We start from the raw sequence: 19,700 nt of genomic DNA on the forward strand, positions 1-19,700 counted from the left end.
CACCCGTTCCCATACCGAACACGGAAGTTAAGCTTCTCAGCGCCGATGGTAGTTGGGGCAGGCGCCCCTGTGAGAGTAGGACGCTGCCAGGCTGTTATATAATTATTCCGCAGTAGCTCAGTGGTAGAGCTATCGGCTGTTAACCGATCGGTCGTAGGTTCGAGTCCTACCTGCGGAGCCATTTTATGGAGAGCTGTCCGAGTGGCCGAAGGAGCACGATTGGAAATCGTGTAGGCGGGTAACCCTGTCTCAAGGGTTCAAATCCCTTGCTCTCCGCCATTAAATTATTTACAATATGGCCCCTTGGTCAAGCGGTTAAGACACCGCCCTTTCACGGCGGTAACACGGGTTCGAATCCCGTAGGGGTCACCATTTGGAGGATTAGCTCAGCTGGGAGAGCATCTGCCTTACAAGCAGAGGGTCGGCGGTTCGATCCCGTCATCCTCCACCATAGTATTCATAATTTCTATTGTCGCGGGGTGGAGCAGTCCGGTAGCTCGTCGGGCTCATAACCCGAAGGTCGCAGGTTCAAATCCTGTCCCCGCAATTCGGTCTGGTAGTTCAGTTGGTTAGAATGCCTGCCTGTCACGCAGGAGGTCGCGGGTTCGAGTCCCGTCCAGACCGCCATATGTTGGCTCAGTAGCTCAGTCGGTAGAGCAAAGGACTGAAAATCCTTGTGTCGGCGGTTCGATTCCGTCCTGAGCCACCATTTATGATTTATTTCATTTGCCGGTGTAGCTCAACTGGTAGAGCAACTGAATCGTAATCAGTAGGTTGGGGGTTCAAGTCCTCTCGCCGGCACCAGAAGCTGGCAATTGTGTATATTATATGTGGAGGGGTAGCGAAGTGGCTAAACGCGGCGGACTGTAAATCCGCTCCCTCCGGGTTCGGCGGTTCGAATCCGTCCCCCTCCACCATTTTTAGGGGTATAGTTTAAAGGTAGAACGAAGGTCTCCAAAACCTTTGGTGTGGGTTCGATTCCTACTACCCCTGCCAATTTTATATTGTGGCGATTGTGGCGAAGTGGTTAACGCACCTGATTGTGGTTCAGGCATTCGTGGGTTCGATTCCCATCAGTCGCCCCATTAATATTTATTATTGGGCTATAGCCAAGCGGTAAGGCATCGCACTTTGACTGCGACATGCGTTGGTTCAAATCCAGCTAGCCCAGCCAATTTGCGGAAGTAGTTCAGTGGTAGAACACCACCTTGCCAAGGTGGGGGTCGCGGGTTCGAATCCCGTCTTCCGCTCCAAGATATGGCGGCATAGCCAAGTGGTAAGGCAGAGGTCTGCAAAACCTTTACCACCGGTTCGAATCCGGTTGCCGCCTCCATAGAATTTGCCAAGTATGGATAAGAATAGGTATTTAGATTTCGCCGGGGTGGCGGAACTGGCAGACGCACAGGACTTAAAATCCTGCGGTAGGTGACTACCGTACCGGTTCGATTCCGGTCCTCGGCACTTGCTTTACCTAACATTTTAATATGCCGGTGTGGCGGAATTGGCAGACGCGCACGACTCAAAATCGTGTTCCGTGAGGAGTGTCGGTTCGACCCCGACCACCGGTATCATCTCATCGCTTGCCAATGCGATGAAATCAACGTTTCTTACACTTTGTAAGGAGCGTTTTTTTTGTCGATAATACAATTTTTACTGAAATATCGTGTGTGTATCTGTCATTAAGCAAGGAGAATCTACAAATGGAACGGCGTACAAACGAATTATCCATTGATGAATTATCCGACATTAACTCACCGAATGGAGTAAAAGAAAAACCGAACGTTTCCGCTCGATTAATGTTTCTTCCCGTATTGTGTTACACCAAAATAATCACTAGTTGCATATCCGTTATATTTCACATCTAAATCATGAAAAATTCTATGTACACGGATCAAGTACTTTACATCCTTCTTTTCATTGGCACTTTCAAGTAATTCTTGAGCTTGCAGAAAATCCGCTTTTAAATCTGGATTATCAACCCCATTAATTATTTCAGTTAGGTTTTGTTTGTACTTGTCATATTGATTTTGAAAGGCAGCAAAACTAAATTTTTCACTTCTTCCCCAACATAGCGCATTATTCCAATATTCATGGTTACTAGAGATGTATTTTCCTATTACCCCCTTATTTATATTCGATCGTTCCAGTTGTTGAACTGGCAGTTCCTTAGATGTCATCGTGCTATTCTTGGTAAAAAACATGGTAGTTAAACCAATCACAATAACTAGGAAAAATAGAATAGCAATAATGATCGGTTTACGTTTAATCATTCTCACCTCATTCGGAATAGATTGGTTTTTAGATTAGATTAGCAAATATTCATGAGAAAGTCATTTATTAATCCTGAAATAGAAGTATACAAATAAGCAAGGATACCAAATGACATTCGACAAAATTCGCAAAATCCACTTGACGATTGTAAAAAAGGTATGTATTATTAAAAAGGTCAGTTGGTTCATGGAATTGTCACAATTTCAACCCAATGCGGGTGTAGTTTACTGGTAAAACCTCAGCCTTCCAAGCTGATGTAGTGGGTTCGATTCCCATCACCCGCTCCATACATATTAACTAACGCAGTGTATCGTTACATAGGAGAACGATACATTGCGTTTTTTCTATTTCTCAATAAAAATGTAAGTATTGTGGACTCAGCCCCATTTCCAATAAAAGATGCCTTATTGGCACCCAAGAATACGGAAGGAAGCTTCTCCGCCAAGTATTTGTGTAAACATGTTCATTAATGATTCCGTCAGCTTTTTAGCATTTTCCAAATCAGTTGAGGGTCTTAAATAAATGATTTGCAAAGCATTTTTAGTTTCAAAAGTTACAGGTGTTCTTTCAGAATCGACAAAAGGACTTCCAAACGGTCCTATTTGGTCAGAAGAAACAATGAGGCGTTCCAACGAATTTTTTCTCCCATTTAATCCTGTGTACTCCTCGGCTTTAATACCAATGCGTATTTCCACTAATCCTTGTAACAGATCAAGATCGTAGATTCCAATCGGTACTTGATATTGCAGCGAGAAAAAATTATTGATATCAATGGCGCTTTGAACGGAAGGAAGATAATTTTGCTTTTGTACTCTTCTATATAGTGCTTCAACAGAAGGACGATAGCGATTTGGATCTTTACCAGTCCTTTTAAAAATGCCTCGCCATTCTGCGATGCCAGGCAGGTCTGTAACAGGTTTATTCTCCAAATCAAAGTAAATTGACTCTTGAAAAAGCTGGAGCCTTCCTTTGAGCATTTGTGGTGAATCCCCAACCGTGATATTTCTATATTCAATAACCCCTAGCTTTAAGTTAGGGATTTGCTCGATTATTTCCGATGAAAGTTGAATTTCCAACCATTCCACCTCCAAAATTGATTGAAAATAGTTTATCATAAATAGATGTGCTACTAATACTAAAACAACTTTAATAGATGAAATAAGTTGGAAAGGGGGTTAAGACATTGGATGTAAAAATGTTAAAACAAGAACTAATTGCTTATAGTAAAGAAATCGGAATTGATAAAATTGGATTTACTTCTGCTGACCCATTCACTGATTTGAAAAACCGGTTAATAAGACAGCAGGAACTTGGCTTTCAATCAGGGTTTGAAGAACCTGATATTGATAAAAGGGTGACACCCGGATTATTGCTTGAGGAGCCACGGTCAATCATCTCAATCGCACTCGCTTATCCCTCCAAAATGACTGTCCGTGTGGAAGGGAAAAAGGGAGAACGAAGGGGAATTTTTAGCAGGGCATCGTGGGGTCTGGACTATCATCATATTCTTAAAGACAGGTTGAAAAAGCTGGAAGAATTCATCATCACCAAGCAACCAGATGCACGGCTGAAATCAATGGTAGATACAGGGGAGCTTTCTGACCGTGCTGTTGCTGAAAGAGCGGGAATTGGCTGGAGCGGAAAGAATTGTGCCATTATAACACCGGAGTTTGGCTCTTATGTATACATTGGTGAAATGATAACCAGCCTGCCATTTGAGCCGGATACGCCAATTGAGGATCAATGCGGGTCCTGTACAAAGTGTTTGGAAGCTTGTCCGACAGGTGCTTTGGTGCAGGGGGGACAAATTAATGCCCAGCGTTGTATTTCCTTTTTAACGCAAACCAAAGGGTTTATTCCTGATGAATATAGAGAAAAGATAGGTAACCGTGTCTATGGATGTGACTCCTGTCAAACGGCTTGTCCGCACAATAAAGGGAAGAACTTTCATTTCCATGATGAAATGGAACCAGATCCAGAAGTGGCCAAACCATTATTGAAGCCGATATTAAAACTAAGTAACCGCGAATTCAAAAATCAGTTTGGCGATATATCAGGATCCTGGAGAGGGAAGAAGCCAATTCAAAGGAATGCCATAATGGCACTCGCCCATTTTAAGGATGAAACAGCAGTGCCTAACTTAATTGAGGTCCTAGAAAATGAAGCTAGTCCTGTTTCGAGAGGAACGGCTGCCTGGGCGCTTGGAAAAATTGGCGGCGAAACGGCTCTAATAGCTCTAAAAAATGCACTAAGCAGTGAATCGGATAAAGATGTGCTTACTGAAATCGAAAAAGGATTAAAGTTTTACAGCTAGGGGGTGGAATTTGAAACTCTTGTTAGTTTTAGATTTTAAATTCTCCTTTCTATCATATGTATGAATTGAGAGGAGTGGAAGGCTGTGAATAAATCGTTTCAGGAGCTATTTGATACAAGGGTACAACAATTTGTATCTGATAAAAGAAGTCACAAGTTTTTCTTTCCAAAGGCTGAAAAAAAACAACAGGCGTTTGTCAAGCGATCCGCCGAAATTGTCAAAGTAAAAGCAGCCGGCAGTATCATGGAAGAATCGGACGAAGAGGAATTTCAAACCGTTAAATACCTTGCCCATTATCAATACTTAATAAAACAAAAGGGTCTCCTTTATATGGAAGAAGAAGTGGAAATAAGAGTGGCCAAGTTTTATAAAGACGCGTTGGTTTTGGATGAGGAAATGAAACCAGTAGAGTATCAAGAACACGATGCGATCACTGCTATACCTGATTTTGAGAGTGATGAAGAGCGGTTAAGCTATCAATATAATCGCTTAAGGGCGGTGCAGTACGCGGAGCGCTGGTGGAATAGTTATAATCCTGCCTTTAAAAAGTTTGAAAATGATTGTACGAACTTCATCTCCCAATGTGTTCGAGCAGGCGGGGCACCGATGAGGGGATTTCCGAACCGTGGGAGTGGGTGGTGGCTGCAAAATAAAAACTGGAGCTATAGCTGGACTATGGCCCATTCATTGCGCATGTACTTGGCTAATTCCAAAAGCGGCTTAAGGGCAAGGGAAGTGAGCAGTCCGGATCAGCTGTTATTAGGAGATGTCATTTGCTACGATTTTGAAGGGGACGGCCGATTCAATCATAATACAATTGTTACGGGCAAAGATGCAAATGGGGAGCCGTTAGTTAATGCTCATACTTATAACAGCAGGATGAGGTACTGGGCCTATGAGGATTCTTCTGCCTATACTCCAAATATCAAATACAAGTTTTTTACCATTGTCGATGAATAATTGTTTGTCCTTGAACGGATGAGGGAAAGTGGTATAATTCTTGTTAGAGTTTTAATAATTGTCTAGCTCCAGCGCCCTAGCGGCTAGTGTCCTTCGCGCTCCGCCCTATGATAAGTCAACATCGGTTCGCTTGCGCTCACCGTGTTTCCTTTTTCTCAGTTGGAGCACTCCAGGCCATACGCCGCTGAACAGGGCGCTTGCGCATTTCTTATGAGGTGAAATTCGTGTCCATTCATGTAGTTTTATATCAACCACAAATTCCTTCTAACACGGGGAACATTGCCCGGACCTGCGCCGGTACCGATACCACTTTGCATTTAATTCGGCCATTAGGCTTTTCAACGGATGATAAGATGTTAAAAAGAGCTGGATTGGATTATTGGCAATATGTAAACATCGTTTATTATGATTCCTTAGATGAATTTTATCAAAAAAATGCTGGTGGTCAATTTTTCTATCTAACGAAATTCGGGAATAAGCCACACAGTACTTTTGATTATAGTGATCCAAGCAAAGATTATTATTTTATATTTGGCCGGGAAACAACGGGCCTCCCAAAAGATGTTATTGAAAAAAATAAAGAGGTTGCACTAAGGATTCCGATGACCGATCATATTCGTTCCTTAAATTTATCGAATACGGCGGCTATTCTCATTTACGAGGCACTGCGCCAGCAAAATTACGCACACTTAAAATAAGTATGAAAAAAGCTGCCTGATTAGGGCAGCTTTTTTCATACTTATTTAGTTGAGCCTGGCTTATCATTATAACCAGAAGTGAAGATTGCTGCTAAGAATGCAATCATTACTAAAATAACGATGAACGTGTTCATGTTATGTATTGCTCCCTTCGTCATACAACTTATCATTAAGGATGAATATATATTTTTATTATAGCCTAACTTTCCAAAATGAAAAGGGCAAGTTTCGTTTTATCGTAATAAAAAAGATAGACATTAACTCCTCTTGGTCACGCATGTTCAAGTCTATAAGTGCATAGAGTATATAAATCGTCTCTGATTAAGCTCCAGGGGGAGGGTATATATGGATATTCTAAAAAAAATCGAGATGTTTCGCGAAGAAGAAGAAAAGCTCCGTTGGGAAGGATCGTTTGCTGATTATTTACAGTTATTAAAAGAGAAGCCATGGGTAGCACAATCTGCACATTCACGAGTTTATAATATGCTTAAGGATGCTGGAATAACGGAAGAAAAAGGGACGAAGAAGTATGAATTCTTTTGCAACCAATTGTTTGGATTAGAGGAATCGCTTGAGCGGCTAGTTGAAGAATACTTCCATCCGGCAGCAAAAAGGCTGGATGTAAGAAAGCGTATTTTACTGTTAATGGGTCCGGTAAGCGGGGGGAAGTCCACGCTTGTCACAATGTTAAAAAGGGGGCTGGAAGCCTATTCACTCACGGATAGAGGCTCTGTATTTGCTATTAAAGGATGTCCGATGCATGAGGATCCTCTTCACCTAATTCCACATCATTTACGCAAGGATTTCCATGAGGAGTATGGGATTCGGATTGAAGGCAATCTTTCACCGCTGAACATGATGCGGCTCGAACAAGAATATGGCGGCCGTATTGAGGACGTATTAGTGGAACGAATCTTCTTCTCAGAAGATAAACGAACAGGAATCGGTACGTTTAGTCCTTCCGATCCAAAATCACAGGATATTGCCGACTTAACAGGAAGTATTGATTTTTCTACGATTGCGGAGTTTGGATCGGAATCAGATCCAAGGGCCTATCGTTTCGATGGCGAACTTAATAAAGCGAACCGGGGAATGATGGAGTTCCAGGAGATGTTAAAATGTGACGAGAAATTCCTCTGGCATTTGCTGTCGCTAACACAAGAAGGGAACTTTAAAGCAGGCAGGTTTGCGTTAATTAGTGCTGATGAATTGATCGTCGCGCACACGAACGAAACAGAATATCGCTCCTTTATCTCTAATAAGAAAAATGAAGCGCTCCATTCCAGGATTATTGTTATGCCAATTCCCTATAATTTAAAGGCATCTCAAGAAGAGAGAATATATGAAAAGATGATCAACGAAAGTGATGTATCTGATGTTCATATTGCCCCGCATACGTTAAAGGTGGCAGCCATGTTTACCATTCTTACACGACTTAAGGAACCGAAAAAAGGCGATGTTGATTTATTGAAGAAGATGCGCCTTTATGATGGTGAAAGCGTGGAAGGGTTTAATATGGCAGACGTTGATGAATTGAAAAAGGAATATCCAGATGAAGGCATGAGCGGGATTGACCCGAGGTATGTGATAAACCGAATTTCATCTACTATCATTAGAAAAGAAGTACCTTCTATTAATGCTCTAGATGTTTTAAGATCTCTTAAAGACGGGCTGGATCAACATCCGTCAATAACGGCTGAGCTCAGGGAGCGATATATGAATTATATCTCCTTAGCCCGAAAAGAATATGATAATATTGCCAAGAATGAGGTTCAAAAAGCGTTTGTCTACTCGTATGAAGAGTCGGCAAAAACATTAATGGATAATTATCTGGACAATGTTGAGGCATATTGCAATAAATCAAAGCTTCGTGACCAGTTAACTGGGGAAGAAATCAATCCGGATGAAAAACTGATGCGTTCGATTGAGGAACAAATCGGTATTTCTGAAAATGCGAAAAAGGCCTTCAGGGAAGAGGTATTAATCAGAATTTCAGCCTTTGCTAGAAAAGGCAAAAGGTTTGATTATAACTCCCATGACCGCCTTCGTGAGGCCATTCAGAAGAAGCTGTTCGCTGATTTAAAAGATGTAGTGAAGATTACCACATCATCAAAAACGCCTGACGAACAGCAGTTGAAGAAAATCAATAATGTTGTGGCCCGGTTAATTGACGAACATGGCTACAACTCGACATCAGCAAATGAATTGCTGAGATATGTCGGAAGCCTATTAAATAGATAATTGAGGGTTAAAATAGTGAGGACTGACAGAACGAATCTGTCAGTCCTATTTTTTCTAAACCAATGAAAAGGGTAAACCTGTCCAATTTTAATAGGCAAACGACCAATTGTCGAAATTCTTTGTAAATTATTCTCCGTTTCTGCATAGGATAAAGTAATCTATCTTTTACCTAATTTTTTCATTCGCGTTATTGTATGTCAGTGATTCAAAAGTGTGCAGTTTGAAGTTGAATAATTTGATAAGGAGGGGTTTACATTGTCTGTTAACAACCATCAATTTGTCATTTCAAGAGAAGATTGGTCCCTCCACCGTAAAGGCCACGATGACCAGCAGCGGCATCAGGAAAAAGTACAGGAGGCAATTCGCAACAATCTTCCAGACTTAATTACAGAAGAAAGCATTATCATGTCAAATGGCCGGGATGTTGTAAAAATTCCAATACGTTCATTGGACGAATATAAAATTCGTTATAATTATGACAAAAACAAACACGTGGGCCAGGGAAACGGTGACAGTCAAGTCGGTGACGTAGTGGCACGTGACGGTTCGAGCGGGCAGAAAGGTCCCGGCAAAGGCCAAGGAGCAGGGGATCAAGCCGGTGAGGATTATTTTGAGGCAGAAGTGTCATTAATGGAGCTGGAGGAAGCATTATTTAAGCAATTAGAGCTTCCAAACCTTAAAAGAAAAGAAGAGCAAGAACATTTAGTTGAAAACATTGAATTCAACGATATCCGTAAAACGGGGTTAATGGGGAATATTGATAAGAAACGGACGATGATGTCTGCTTTTAAACGGAATGCCATGAGTGGAAAACCGGCATTTCACCCGATTTATAAGGATGACTTGAAATTCAAAACTTGGAATGAAATCGTGAAACCAGATTCGAAAGCAGTAGTCATCGCAATGATGGATACAAGCGGAAGTATGGGAATATGGGAAAAATATATGGCGCGCAGCTTTTTCTTTTGGATGACCCGTTTCTTAAGAACAAAGTATGAAACGGTCGAAATTGAGTTTATTGCCCACCATACTGAGGCGAAGGTTGTTTCTGAGGAAGACTTCTTTTCGAAAGGAGAAAGCGGTGGAACAATTTGTTCATCCGCATACCGCAAAGCCCTGGAGATTATTGATGCCAAATATAGCCCACGAAAGTTCAACATTTACCCATTCCACTTTTCAGACGGTGATAATCTCACATCGGATAATGCCCGCTGTGTGAAATTAGTCGAAGAATTAATGAAGGTATCGAATATGTTCGGATATGGTGAGGTTAATCAATATAACCGCCATTCGACCTTAATGTCTGCTTACAAGAACATCAAGGATGAACATTTCCGCTATTATATTCTCAAACAAAAAGCAGACGTTTTTCATGCGATGAAGAGCTTCTTTCAAAAAGAAGAAACAAGTTTGAATGCATAAAGAAAAATTGGCAGGTGCCTGACACCTGCCAATTTTTGGTCTGACTATTGGTATAGACTACTATACACCGCTAATGTTAAGATTAAGGCATAACCCGAAAGGATGTAATAAAGATGACTTCGAAAGATATTCCTATTTTACTTAAAGGAATCCAAGTTTATACAGAAGAAAATATGATTGAAAATGGATATGTGCGCATAAAGGGCCAAAAAATAGTGGAAATAGGATCAATCGATCAGCTAACAAATGAAGATGAATGTGAAGTAATTGAACTTCCAGCCAGCTTTAAGGCAATTCCAGGCTTTATCGATGTTCATATTCATGGAGTTAATGGCGCCGATACAATGGATGCTACAAAGGAAGCGCTTGATACAATGGTAAAAGCTCTCCCTAAAGAAGGAACAACAAGCTTTTTAGCGACCACAATGACCCAAGAAGGGAAACAAATTGAAGGGGCATTAATAAATGCCGGACACTATATCGAAGGTCAGCAATCCGGGGGCAAAGCAGAAATACTTGGTCTGCATCTTGAAGGACCATTTGTGAACGCTAAAAGAGCAGGCGCACAGCCAATCCAACATATCATCGACCCAGATCTTGCCTTATTTAAGGAGTGGCAGGAACTGACAAAAGGAAATATTAGACTTGTCACCTTAGCACCCGAACGGCCTGGGGGATTAGAAATGATTCGTTTTTTAAAGGAAGAGGGAATCATTGCTTCAATTGGTCATACAGATGCAACCTTTGAAGAAGTAAACGAAGCTATTGAGGCAGGTGCAAACCACGTTACCCATCTCTTTAATCAAATGAGGGGATTACACCACCGTGAACCAGGTGTGGTTGGTGCCACCTTTTTGCGCGATGAATTAATCGCTGAAATCATTGTCGATGGGGTCCATGTTCATCCGGAAATGGTAAAGCTCGCTTTTAAACAAAAGCAGAGCGAGGGGCTAATTTTAATTACAGATTCGATGCGGGCAAAATGCTTGAAAAATGGCCAATATGACCTCGGTGGTCAAGAAGTTACAGTAAAAGATGGGAAGGCAGTTCTTGAGGACGGAACACTTGCTGGAAGCATTTTGAAGCTTGGACAAGCTGTGAAAAATACTTTGACCTATACAGGCTGTTCTCTTATGGAGGCCATTCAAATGGCAGCTGTGAATCCTGCCAAACAATTGAATATATATGACCGGAAAGGCAGTATAACAGTAGGGAAAGATGCCGATATCGTTATTATCGATGATAATATGGAGGTCTATATGACCATTTGCCGCGGATTAACCGCTTTTAGAAAGGATGAAACAAATGAAAATGATTAAAGTAGAGAATTATCAGCAAATGAGTGAAAAGGCTGCTGAATATATTATTGACAGGGTAACGAAAGTTCCAAGTATAAAACTTGGCTTAGCTACAGGTGGGACACCAATTGGTACTTATAAACATTTAATTGAAGATTATCAAAAGAACGGGACTTCTTATCTAAACGTAACGACTTTTAATTTAGACGAATACATCGGACTATCAGGTGAAAATAAAAATAGTTACCGCTATTACATGAATGACTTGTTTTTCAATCATATTGATATTAACAAAGAGAAAACACATATCCCACAAGGGGATGTCGGTGATATGCAAACGGAATGTCTTCGCTATGAAGAATTAATTGCAGAAAATGGAGGAATTGATTTACAAATCCTTGGAATTGGAAGTAATGGCCATATTGGATTTAATGAGCCGGGGACATCCTTTCATTCCAAAACACATATTGTCGATTTAGCTCCCTCTACAATTGAAGCAAACGCAAGATTCTTTAACCAATTGGAGGAAGTTCCTACAAAGGCAATAACGATGGGGATTTCAACCATTATGAAAAGTAAAGAAATTTTGCTCCTCGTTTCCGGGGAAAGTAAAAAGGATGCACTGGATAAACTTATGAACGGTCCTGTTGATGAAAAATTCCCTGCCTCTATTTTGAAAAATCATCCACATGTTACGATAATTGCGGATAAAGCGGCAGTTGCTGATTAACAGGTTAGCTCCTAAAGTATTGTTCCTTTAAATAAGATATCCAACTCCCGTAACTGGCGGGTTAATTCAGAAAGGTGTAAGAGGAGAATGATTAATAAGAATTCCCCCATTCCGCTTTATTATCAACTGGAAGAAAACATTAAACAGTTAATTGAAAAAGGTGAGTTAAGACCTGGAGATTCATTGCCAGCAGAAAGAGAATATGCAGAGAAATACCAAATTAGCCGAATGACAGTAAGACAGGCCTTCACACAGCTAGTGAATGAGGGATATCTACATCGTATCCAAGGAAAGGGAACTTTTGTCTCTGAACGGAAAATTGAACAAACGCTTCAAGGTTTGACAAGTTTTACGGAGGATATGAAAGCCAGGGGTTTGGAGCCGGGGAGCGAACTGATTCACTTGAAAATTATTCCCGCCCCAAGTCAGATTTCCGCGCAGCTATCTATTTCCGAAGATGATCCAGTCTATGATATCAAACGAATTCGCTTAGCAGATGGGGTGCCAATGGCCTTAGAAACTAGTTATTTTTCAGCGAACCTTATTAAGGGGATTACCGAACAAATTGTGAACCAATCTTTATACGCGCATATTGAAAATCAATTAAACCTAAGCATTGACAGCGCCTCACAAATTATCGAGTCGTCAATTGCTAGTCTAGACGAAGCAAAATATTTAAAAATCACTAAAGGGGCACCAGTACTGCTAATCCAAAGAAATTCTTTTCTAAAAGATGGTACTCCTGTTGAATTTGTGAAATCAGTATACCGTGCGGACCGTTACAAATTTATGATTCAGATGAAACGGTCATAGTGATATTGGTCCTGAAGACGTTTATTACCATTAATACTTTCTCCTGAAAAAATGAAAAATAAGAAGGCAAGAGATATTTTTTTGCAAAAGGAGGAAGTTCGATTGATAAAAAAACCTGTTGGGGTTCTAATTTCAGCGATTCTCACAGTGGGACTTGCTGCTTGTAATAACAACGATAAAAATAATCTTAATGAACATACTGACAATAGGGTAGGGATGAACATAAACCGAAACAATCCTATTGATGTTCGTTATAATAACGGAATTGACAATAATGGGCCATTAACTGTGAATGATCGTTATCGAGGACGGGATGATTTAAATCTGTTTAATGTGAAAGATAATAACAGAAAAAACGATGATATGATTTCTGCTTATCAAACAACCATGAACAGCGACCAGTATCCTCACACACGGGCTGTGTTAATAAAAGATGCGAAATATCAATTTATTACCATGGATCCAAGTCAAGGAAATGGGTTTCAGTCAGGCGTAGTTCAACAAGCTCCATCGTATTTTCAGCAGCAAAGACCAACAGCCAAAGCACCGGTACAACATAATGTGCCGCAGCAGACACAACCAATTCCAAAGCAAACACAGCCAGCACCAGCAGCGCCAAAGCAGCCGGCACCAGCAGCACAAAAGCAAACACCAACGCCGCCACCAGTAACCAAGCAGCCTGGACAGACACAATCCAACGCACCGGCAACTGGACCTGTTAGTCAATTTGTCCAACAGGTCATCGATTTAACCAATACACAGCGAAGTAAAAATGGACTTCCTGCGTTAAAGGCAGATACTCAGTTAAACAGCGTTGCGCAAAAGAAAGCGCTAGATATGCAGCAAAATCATTATTTTTCACATACTAGTCCAACTTATGGCTCCCCGTTTGACATGATGAGAGATTTCGGTGTGACATATAAATCTGCGGGAGAAAATATTGCCCAAGGACAACGCTCGCCGCAAGAAGTGGTAACTGCTTGGATGAATAGTGAAGGACATCGCAAAAATATTCTCAGCGCAAATTTTACTCATATTGGGGTAGGATTTGAAGAAGCGGGAAAACACTGGTCACAAATGTTTATTGGGAAATAAGAATAGCTTAACGCCCTGGTCAGCGGCGTATCGCCGCTAGGGCGCTGGAACTGGACATTTCTCGAAAGCCAATGATATAAATTTAGATATAAAGAACCGGCGGTTGAAGAAAAACACCGTCGGTTCTTAGTTGTTTTTGCTAATGGACGTAATCGCGGGAAATTCAAAATAAAAAGTTGTACCTGTACCCATAATACTATCTACATGCAAGTTACCATCCATGGCACGGACAATACTATAAACAACCATCATTCCTAGCCCGGTACCATTTTTCCCTTTTGTTGAATAAAAAGGCTCTCCTAGTCGCTCAAGTTGTTCTTTCGACATTCCAATTCCAGTGTCTCTGATGATAATCGTAACATAATTCTGACTATATTCGGTTGAGATTGTTAAATAACCGCCATTTGGCATTGCCTCAATCGCATTTTTAATCACATTGACAAAGCATTGGCGAAACGCTTGAGGATCTCCCGTTATAAAACCAATGATTGAAAAATCCGTTACTATTTCAACCGAATTTTTATTAGCTAGTGGCTGGAGCAGTTTGATTATTTGCCTTAGTTCACTTTTTACATTAATCTCCTTTGACATCTCAATTGAGGGCTTGGCAAAAGTTAAATAATCTTGAATAACCCTTTCAGCTGAACGTAGTTCTTCTCTCACAATGGTCAAGTACTCTTTTCTTTTCTGCCTTGAAAGATAATCATCTTCGAGTAACTGGACAAATCCGCTTGCGGCTGTCAGTGGATTTCGAATCTCATGGGATATGGCAGCTCCCATTTGTTCAACAGCTTTTAACTTCTCTGCTTTAATTAGCTGCTGCTTCATTTCAATATTTTCTTTGAAATATTCTATTGAATAGGAAATAATCCCAATTCCGCCTGCCGGAATAACAAGGTAAGCAAACCAAGCATCCAGCCAATAGGAGTTGTCATTGTCTAGTTCCATCCCGAAAACTGTAAGGGCACCAATCACCATGCCAAAACAAATAGAAATGAAAACCCGGCGCAAGGGCAGCTGCTTTATAAACCAAGGATATAACCGCCATACGGCAATAGAAAATGGAACATAAAGCATGATTGTTTGGTAAAAGCCTTCACCTATTCCGTAGAAACTCCTGATAACAATAGATGCAACAACAAGAATTGGACCAATCCCGAGATAAAGAGCGCCAATGACCAATGGTATACTTCTTAAATCATACCTAGCATAAGAAATCGGATTATAGGAGAATTGAATACAAATCCATATCATAACGAAAAAAAATAATATAATTGAGGATTTAGCCAAGGTGAATTTTTTATTTTTTTCGAGAAAGATAAAGCCAAAAAATAATAGAATGATTAATATGGAGAGATTTAAGAAAAGGTGTTTTGTAATTTCCATTAGCTTCACCATCCATTGGGCTGATAGGGAAATTTTACATGTATTTTCAAAAAGATACAACAGAATTTGCTAAATAGTAAGAAAAAAAACTCCGCCCTGTTTTTCATAAAAAGGAGGGATTGCATATGAACAATCCCTCACGTACTTTATTTGTAGGTTGTGATAGTATTTCGGCCACTTGTTTTAGATAAATAAAGGGCTGAATCAGCCATTTTTATTAACGCCTGTGGTTTTGCTGATGAAGTAGGAACGATGGTAGCAAGACCAATACTTAGTGTAACGATATCAGCAATTTCTGAGCTGCTGTGAGGAATTCTAAGTGACTGAATGGTCTCCTGAATGTGTTGTGCTACTTTCATTCCATCTTTTATTTTAGTAGAAGGTAAGATCAGAGCAAATTCTTCCCCGCCATAACGACACAAGGTATAATCTGAGTTAACGCTAATTTTACTATTAATGGCTCCGGCAATGGTCTGCAAGCAAAAATCTCCAGTAAGATGACCGTAAGTATCATTGTATTTTTTAAAGTAATCAATATCAAACATGATTAAGGTGATTGGTGAATTGGATGAAATCGAGTTGGTCCATTCATTCGCAAGCGTTTCGTCAAAATATCTTCTATTTGAGATACCTGTTAAACCATCCATATAGGAGAGGCGATTTAGCAGTTCATTTGCCTCTTGTAATTTTTGTTCCGTTAATTTCCGTTCGGTAATATTTCTTGAAACGATAATGACTTTTTTACTGCCGTCTTCTTCGAAGTGGACACTTTTAAGTGTTGATTCAATCCAAACGTAGTTTCCATCACTTGAACGATAACGGTAGGTTGATCCAGCAACACCCTCATGGAGTGCCTTTTCGAACATTTCATTCGTACGTTCGACATCTTCAGGATGGATAAAATTCCCCATCTTTTTCCCGAGTAATTCTGGATATTCATAATGGATGATTTCTTTTACTGCCGGAGAAATGTAAATATACTCTGCCCTTTCATTGTGCATCGTGATCATGTCACTAGAATATTCTGCAATTAAGCGAAAACGTTCTTCAGTTTCTTTTAATTTATATTGTGCTTCATTTGAATCCACAACGAATACAAAAAAGTGATACGCGATAAAACCGCCAGTTAATGAAATAAGATAATGAATGGTTAAAAGAGTTTTAAGGGTTTGTAAATCATCAATTTTTATAAAAAAGACGATTGTTAGAATGAATAAAGCGCAAAGATTCATAATAAAAGCTTGGACTGTGCGTGAAAGCCGAAGTTGTGATATCGCCCCGCAAACGAGTCCAATTAATAATGCCCCAATTGATGGGAGTATGGCAGCATGACTAAAGCCAAAAAGGATGAATCTTCCAATCGCGATAATAACAGATGCAATGATTGCAGGAATATATCCGCCAAATGAGGCTGCAATAACGATGGCCAAGTGTCGTAAGTCCGCAATGCTTCCGGAATTTATTTGAATACTAAACAACATTAGAATATTACCAAGGACCCCGAAAAAAAGTCCCCATAATAGTTTAGATGATAATGGTGAGGAAAAGCGCAAAGGTTTATCTTTAAATAACACTCCCATCATTGAGAAGGAAGCAATTAAAAGGGTTGCATTCGAAATAAAATCTCTTAACATGTAAATTCTCCTGAAATCAAATTGAAGTGCTTCTGGTAATAATTTCTCAAATAATTGTAAAGCATTCCAATTATACTATGTATTTGATATATATGACAAAAAAATAATAATTCGACATAAAAATGGCTGCCAGTAATTTGGCAGCCAAACGTTTATCTCCACTTAATTTCCTGTAATAATTTCTGCCTGAATAATTGAATTGAAACTTCATTAGACTACGTTCATCTTTTTCCTTCTAAATTAAATATCTCAAGTAGATGTACACCGTACAAATGATGATGGAAAGGATCATTAATGGAAAGGCGATTAATAGGAATTTGCTAAACGTAATCGAATGTCCTTCCTTCGCGGCAAGCCCTGCCACAATGACATTGGCACTTGCTCCAATTAATGTTCCGTTGCCGCCAAGACATGCTCCAAGTGATAAACTCCACCACAGCGGTTCTAAATTATCAATACCGAGTTCGCCCATATCTTTAATCATCGGAATCATCGTTGCCACAAATGGGATATTATCAATAAAGGCTGAAGCAATTGCACTAACCCATAAAATTAAAATCGATGTAGATGTTACATCTCCACCGGTTAAATGGACGGAATAGTCCGCTAATAACGAGATGACTCCAGTTTCAATTAATCCAGAAACTAACACAAACAGTCCAATAAAGAAGAAAATGGTTGTCCATTCTACTTTCAAAAAAGCTTTGTCTAAATACTGTTCCCCTGCTAATAGCAGTAATAGAAAAGCGCCTGTTAAGGCAACCGTGGCAGATTCAATATGAAGCAGCTGATGCAGGAAGAAGCCCAAAATTGTTACTGTAAGGGCAATCAACGCCTTTATTAACAGCTTCTTATCGGTGATTTCTTCCTTCTCATCTAAGTCCATTAGGTCTGCCTTCAATTCCTCTGACGTTCGAAGCTGTTTCCGGTAAATAAAAGCTAGGATAGCAATATTAACAAATAAAATAAAAAAAGTAATGGCTGTAAGATTATTAATAAATGCCATAAAGGTGAGTTCTTTTACGGCGCTCCCAAGCATGATATTCGGCGGGTCTCCAATCAATGTTGAGGTTCCCCCGATATTGGAAGCAATAATCTCAGTAATTAAAAACGGAATTGGGTTCACGCGTAACTGTCGAGTGATACTGAAGGTAACGGGAACCATCAATAGGACGGTTGTTACATTATCTAAAAAGGCAGAACCCAATGCCGTAATGATTCCAAGAACCAGCAAAATTTTTAATGGATCGCCTTTCACTTTCTTTGCAGCCCAAATCGCTATGTATTTAAACAAACCTGTCTCGGCGGTTATGGCGACAATAATCATCATTCCTGTCAACAATCCGAGTGTATTAAAATCAATATGTTGGAGTGCCTTTTCCTGCCCGATAATTCCTAGTAACACCATCATGATACCGCCGGCCATTGCAATTATGGTGCGGTGAATCTTTTCAGTGACGATAAAGGCATAAGTGATAAGAAATACGCCGATTGCAATGATAGCCTGCGTTGTCATTTACTGACCTCTTCTCCCAAGAATTTATATAGTGTCTTAAAAAAATACAAAAGGAGCCCGTTTTGACAGACTCCACCATAATTCACCATATTTATTTTCTATTTCATTTTATAAAAGTATTCTAATGATGTAAAGAAGGTATTTCTGAAAATTAAGTCGAAGCTGCCCGGAACTATGAACAAACAGAGAAAATTTTATAACCCTATTTTTCTGATAAAATCCACCGTTTCTTCATGCTCTTGTTTTACTAATTTAAATAACCGTTTATCTCTCTTTACAAGGGGCAGCCCGTTTTCATCGGCAATTGGTCTTGTTTGGGATGTACCTTCTAAGACTTTCCACTTACCTGCTCTATGTTCAATTCGAAGGTCAATAATCCCAAGGCGGTTACCAAAGGCACCTGCCATTACAACAGGTTTACCATTGATTGCTCCTGATTCCAAATTAGTATTAGGCAGGTTTTGATAAACAGAACCAGGGAAGATACTATGCGAATGTCCAGCAAGTATCGCGTCAATTTCGGGAATTTGTGTTAAATAATAGACAGCATTTTCAGTGTCGGGGCGATAAGCTTCATTGCTAATACCTGTGTGGGCAAGGGCAATAATAAGATCTGCCCCCTCAGCCTTCATGACGGGCACAAATTCCTTCGCTGCATCAACAATTGGTTTGGCAAAGACTTTTCCTTCAAGATTGGCTCGGTCCCAGCTCATAATTTGTGTGGGCATGAAACCGATGACGCCAATTTTCAATTCATGCTGACGCCCTGATAAGTCAACCACATTCCTTTTAAGAATGACATAGGGAGCAAAGTAAGGCTTATTCTTTTTTACTGAAAAGACATTGGCATTGACTGCAGGCATTTTTGCACCTTTTAAGGCAGTATTTAAGAATTTTAACCCATAGTTGAATTCGTGATTCCCGATGGCAATAGCATCATAGTTTAGATAGTTAAAGGCTCGATAAACCGGATGTACCTTTCCTTTTTGCATCCCCCTGATTCTAGCTAAATACTCTCCAAGTGGATTTCCTTTTAAATGGTCGCCGACATCAAATAATAAAGCATTCATTGCTTCGCTTCTTGCCTGGTGGATAAGTGTGGCTGTTTTGACAAGACCAACTTGCTGATTTGTCTTTGTCTGATAATAATCATAATTAACTAAATCTGCATGCAAATCTGTCGTTTCAAGAATTCTTAATTCAACTATTCCTTGATTATTTTCGACAGCATACGAAATTGAAGGAAAGGAATGCAAAAAAAGAATAAATGTAATGAGTGGCAAAGCAATCCTCTTTTTAAGCACGATGATGACCTCCATAAT

At 40.0% G+C, this 19,700-nt stretch carries 15 protein-coding genes, 17 tRNA genes and 1 rRNA gene; 27 read left to right on the plus strand and 6 right to left on the minus strand.

The annotated features are described in order from the left end of the window. From rrf to ACFVSW_RS26985, 17 genes are all read left to right on the plus strand, one after another. Window positions 1-92 (plus strand): 5S ribosomal RNA (gene rrf, locus ACFVSW_RS26905); the annotation flags it as partial. A gap of 14 nt (window positions 93-106) precedes the next feature. Further along, window positions 107-181: transfer RNA gene (locus ACFVSW_RS26910), tRNA-Asn, on the plus strand. A gap of 6 nt (window positions 182-187) precedes the next feature. Beyond that, window positions 188-279 (plus strand) — tRNA-Ser (locus ACFVSW_RS26915). An 18-nt stretch (window positions 280-297) separates the two neighbouring features. After that, window positions 298-372: transfer RNA gene (locus ACFVSW_RS26920), tRNA-Glu, on the plus strand. Between the two features lie 3 nt (window positions 373-375). Continuing rightward, window positions 376-451, plus strand: a tRNA-Val gene (locus ACFVSW_RS26925). Window positions 452-473: 22 nt separating this feature from the next. After that, a tRNA-Met gene (locus ACFVSW_RS26930) sits at window positions 474-547 on the plus strand. Window positions 548-550: 3 nt separating this feature from the next. Then, window positions 551-627: transfer RNA gene (locus ACFVSW_RS26935), tRNA-Asp, on the plus strand. Window positions 628-633: 6 nt separating this feature from the next. Beyond that, window positions 634-709, plus strand: a tRNA-Phe gene (locus ACFVSW_RS26940). A 19-nt stretch (window positions 710-728) separates the two neighbouring features. After that, window positions 729-804: transfer RNA gene (locus ACFVSW_RS26945), tRNA-Thr, on the plus strand. Between the two features lie 28 nt (window positions 805-832). Continuing rightward, window positions 833-917 (plus strand) — tRNA-Tyr (locus ACFVSW_RS26950). 5 nt (window positions 918-922) lie between these two features. Then, window positions 923-996, plus strand: a tRNA-Trp gene (locus ACFVSW_RS26955). Window positions 997-1,009: 13 nt separating this feature from the next. Next, window positions 1,010-1,085, plus strand: a tRNA-His gene (locus ACFVSW_RS26960). Between the two features lie 14 nt (window positions 1,086-1,099). After that, window positions 1,100-1,174 (plus strand) — tRNA-Gln (locus tag ACFVSW_RS26965). A gap of 4 nt (window positions 1,175-1,178) precedes the next feature. Next, window positions 1,179-1,253, plus strand: a tRNA-Gly gene (locus ACFVSW_RS26970). A 6-nt stretch (window positions 1,254-1,259) separates the two neighbouring features. After that, window positions 1,260-1,333 (plus strand) — tRNA-Cys (locus tag ACFVSW_RS26975). Window positions 1,334-1,375: 42 nt separating this feature from the next. Further along, a tRNA-Leu gene (locus ACFVSW_RS26980) sits at window positions 1,376-1,461 on the plus strand. A 25-nt stretch (window positions 1,462-1,486) separates the two neighbouring features. After that, window positions 1,487-1,568: transfer RNA gene (locus ACFVSW_RS26985), tRNA-Leu, on the plus strand. Window positions 1,569-1,793: 225 nt separating this feature from the next. On the opposite strand, the gene ACFVSW_RS26990 is transcribed toward ACFVSW_RS26985, so the two are convergent. Then, on the minus strand, window positions 1,794-2,270 hold the full coding sequence (locus ACFVSW_RS26990) for a hypothetical protein (RefSeq protein ID WP_387319715.1): 477 nt from the start codon (window positions 2,268-2,270) through the stop codon (window positions 1,794-1,796). Window positions 2,271-2,484: 214 nt separating this feature from the next. Between ACFVSW_RS26990 and ACFVSW_RS26995 the strand changes: the two genes are divergently transcribed. Next, a tRNA-Gly gene (locus ACFVSW_RS26995) sits at window positions 2,485-2,558 on the plus strand. 117 nt (window positions 2,559-2,675) lie between these two features. Here the strand turns inward: ACFVSW_RS26995 and ACFVSW_RS27000 are convergent. After that, the gene (locus ACFVSW_RS27000; protein ID WP_387319716.1) at window positions 2,676-3,347 is read right to left on the minus strand and encodes a B3/B4 domain-containing protein; all 672 of its coding nucleotides are present in this window, start codon (window positions 3,345-3,347) and stop codon (window positions 2,676-2,678) included. Window positions 3,348-3,454: 107 nt separating this feature from the next. Between ACFVSW_RS27000 and queG the strand changes: the two genes are divergently transcribed. The 9 genes from queG to ACFVSW_RS27045 all read left to right on the plus strand — a co-directional run bounded on the left by queG (window position 3,455) and on the right by ACFVSW_RS27045 (window position 13,842). Next, window positions 3,455-4,585 (plus strand): tRNA epoxyqueuosine(34) reductase QueG, encoded by a 1,131-nt coding sequence (gene queG, locus ACFVSW_RS27005; protein ID WP_387319717.1) that lies wholly within the window; start codon window positions 3,455-3,457, stop codon window positions 4,583-4,585. Between the two features lie 84 nt (window positions 4,586-4,669). Then, window positions 4,670-5,545, plus strand: coding sequence for an amidase domain-containing protein (locus ACFVSW_RS27010; protein WP_387319718.1), 876 nt, complete (start codon window positions 4,670-4,672; stop codon window positions 5,543-5,545). A gap of 224 nt (window positions 5,546-5,769) precedes the next feature. Continuing rightward, window positions 5,770-6,243 carry a tRNA (uridine(34)/cytosine(34)/5-carboxymethylaminomethyluridine(34)-2'-O)-methyltransferase TrmL gene (gene trmL / locus ACFVSW_RS27015; protein ID WP_387319719.1) on the plus strand — a complete coding sequence of 158 codons (474 nt, stop codon included), beginning with the start codon at window positions 5,770-5,772 and terminating at the stop codon, window positions 6,241-6,243. A gap of 345 nt (window positions 6,244-6,588) precedes the next feature. After that, window positions 6,589-8,484 carry a PrkA family serine protein kinase gene (locus ACFVSW_RS27020; protein WP_387319720.1) on the plus strand — a complete coding sequence of 632 codons (1,896 nt, stop codon included), beginning with the start codon at window positions 6,589-6,591 and terminating at the stop codon, window positions 8,482-8,484. Between the two features lie 255 nt (window positions 8,485-8,739). Next, complete coding sequence (gene yhbH, locus ACFVSW_RS27025) at window positions 8,740-9,906, plus strand: sporulation protein YhbH (RefSeq protein ID WP_024030290.1); 1,167 nt, start codon at window positions 8,740-8,742, stop codon at window positions 9,904-9,906. 113 nt (window positions 9,907-10,019) lie between these two features. After that, window positions 10,020-11,225, plus strand: coding sequence for an N-acetylglucosamine-6-phosphate deacetylase (gene nagA / locus ACFVSW_RS27030; protein WP_387319721.1), 1,206 nt, complete (start codon window positions 10,020-10,022; stop codon window positions 11,223-11,225). Then, on the plus strand, window positions 11,212-11,934 hold the full coding sequence (gene nagB / locus ACFVSW_RS27035; RefSeq protein ID WP_387319722.1) for a glucosamine-6-phosphate deaminase: 723 nt from the start codon (window positions 11,212-11,214) through the stop codon (window positions 11,932-11,934). Before nagA ends, nagB begins: the two co-directional genes overlap by 14 nt. A gap of 87 nt (window positions 11,935-12,021) precedes the next feature. Further along, on the plus strand, window positions 12,022-12,747 hold the full coding sequence (phnF, locus tag ACFVSW_RS27040) for a phosphonate metabolism transcriptional regulator PhnF (protein WP_387319724.1): 726 nt from the start codon (window positions 12,022-12,024) through the stop codon (window positions 12,745-12,747). A 105-nt stretch (window positions 12,748-12,852) separates the two neighbouring features. After that, a complete protein-coding gene (locus ACFVSW_RS27045; protein WP_483872740.1) occupies window positions 12,853-13,842 on the plus strand; it encodes a CAP domain-containing protein in 990 nt (329 codons plus the stop codon). Between the two features lie 126 nt (window positions 13,843-13,968). On the opposite strand, the gene ACFVSW_RS27050 is transcribed toward ACFVSW_RS27045, so the two are convergent. From ACFVSW_RS27050 to ACFVSW_RS27065, 4 genes are all read right to left on the minus strand, one after another. After that, entirely contained in the window at window positions 13,969-15,228 is a 1,260-nt protein-coding gene (locus ACFVSW_RS27050) for an ATP-binding protein (protein ID WP_387319726.1), read from the minus strand. A gap of 146 nt (window positions 15,229-15,374) precedes the next feature. Then, entirely contained in the window at window positions 15,375-16,862 is a 1,488-nt protein-coding gene (locus tag ACFVSW_RS27055) for a sensor domain-containing diguanylate cyclase (RefSeq protein ID WP_387319727.1), read from the minus strand. Window positions 16,863-17,097: 235 nt separating this feature from the next. Further along, a complete protein-coding gene (locus tag ACFVSW_RS27060) occupies window positions 17,098-18,378 on the minus strand; it encodes an ArsB/NhaD family transporter (RefSeq protein WP_387319729.1) in 1,281 nt (426 codons plus the stop codon). Window positions 18,379-18,572: 194 nt separating this feature from the next. Continuing rightward, window positions 18,573-19,682, minus strand: a complete 1,110-nt coding sequence (locus ACFVSW_RS27065) for a metallophosphoesterase (protein WP_387319730.1) — start codon at window positions 19,680-19,682, stop codon at window positions 18,573-18,575. Window positions 19,683-19,700 lie beyond the last annotated feature (18 nt).

Origin of the sequence: Neobacillus sp. NPDC058068, from assembly GCF_042885335.1 — a bacterium.
In the GTDB taxonomy this organism is placed as follows: domain Bacteria; phylum Bacillota; class Bacilli; order Bacillales; family Cytobacillaceae; genus Neobacillus.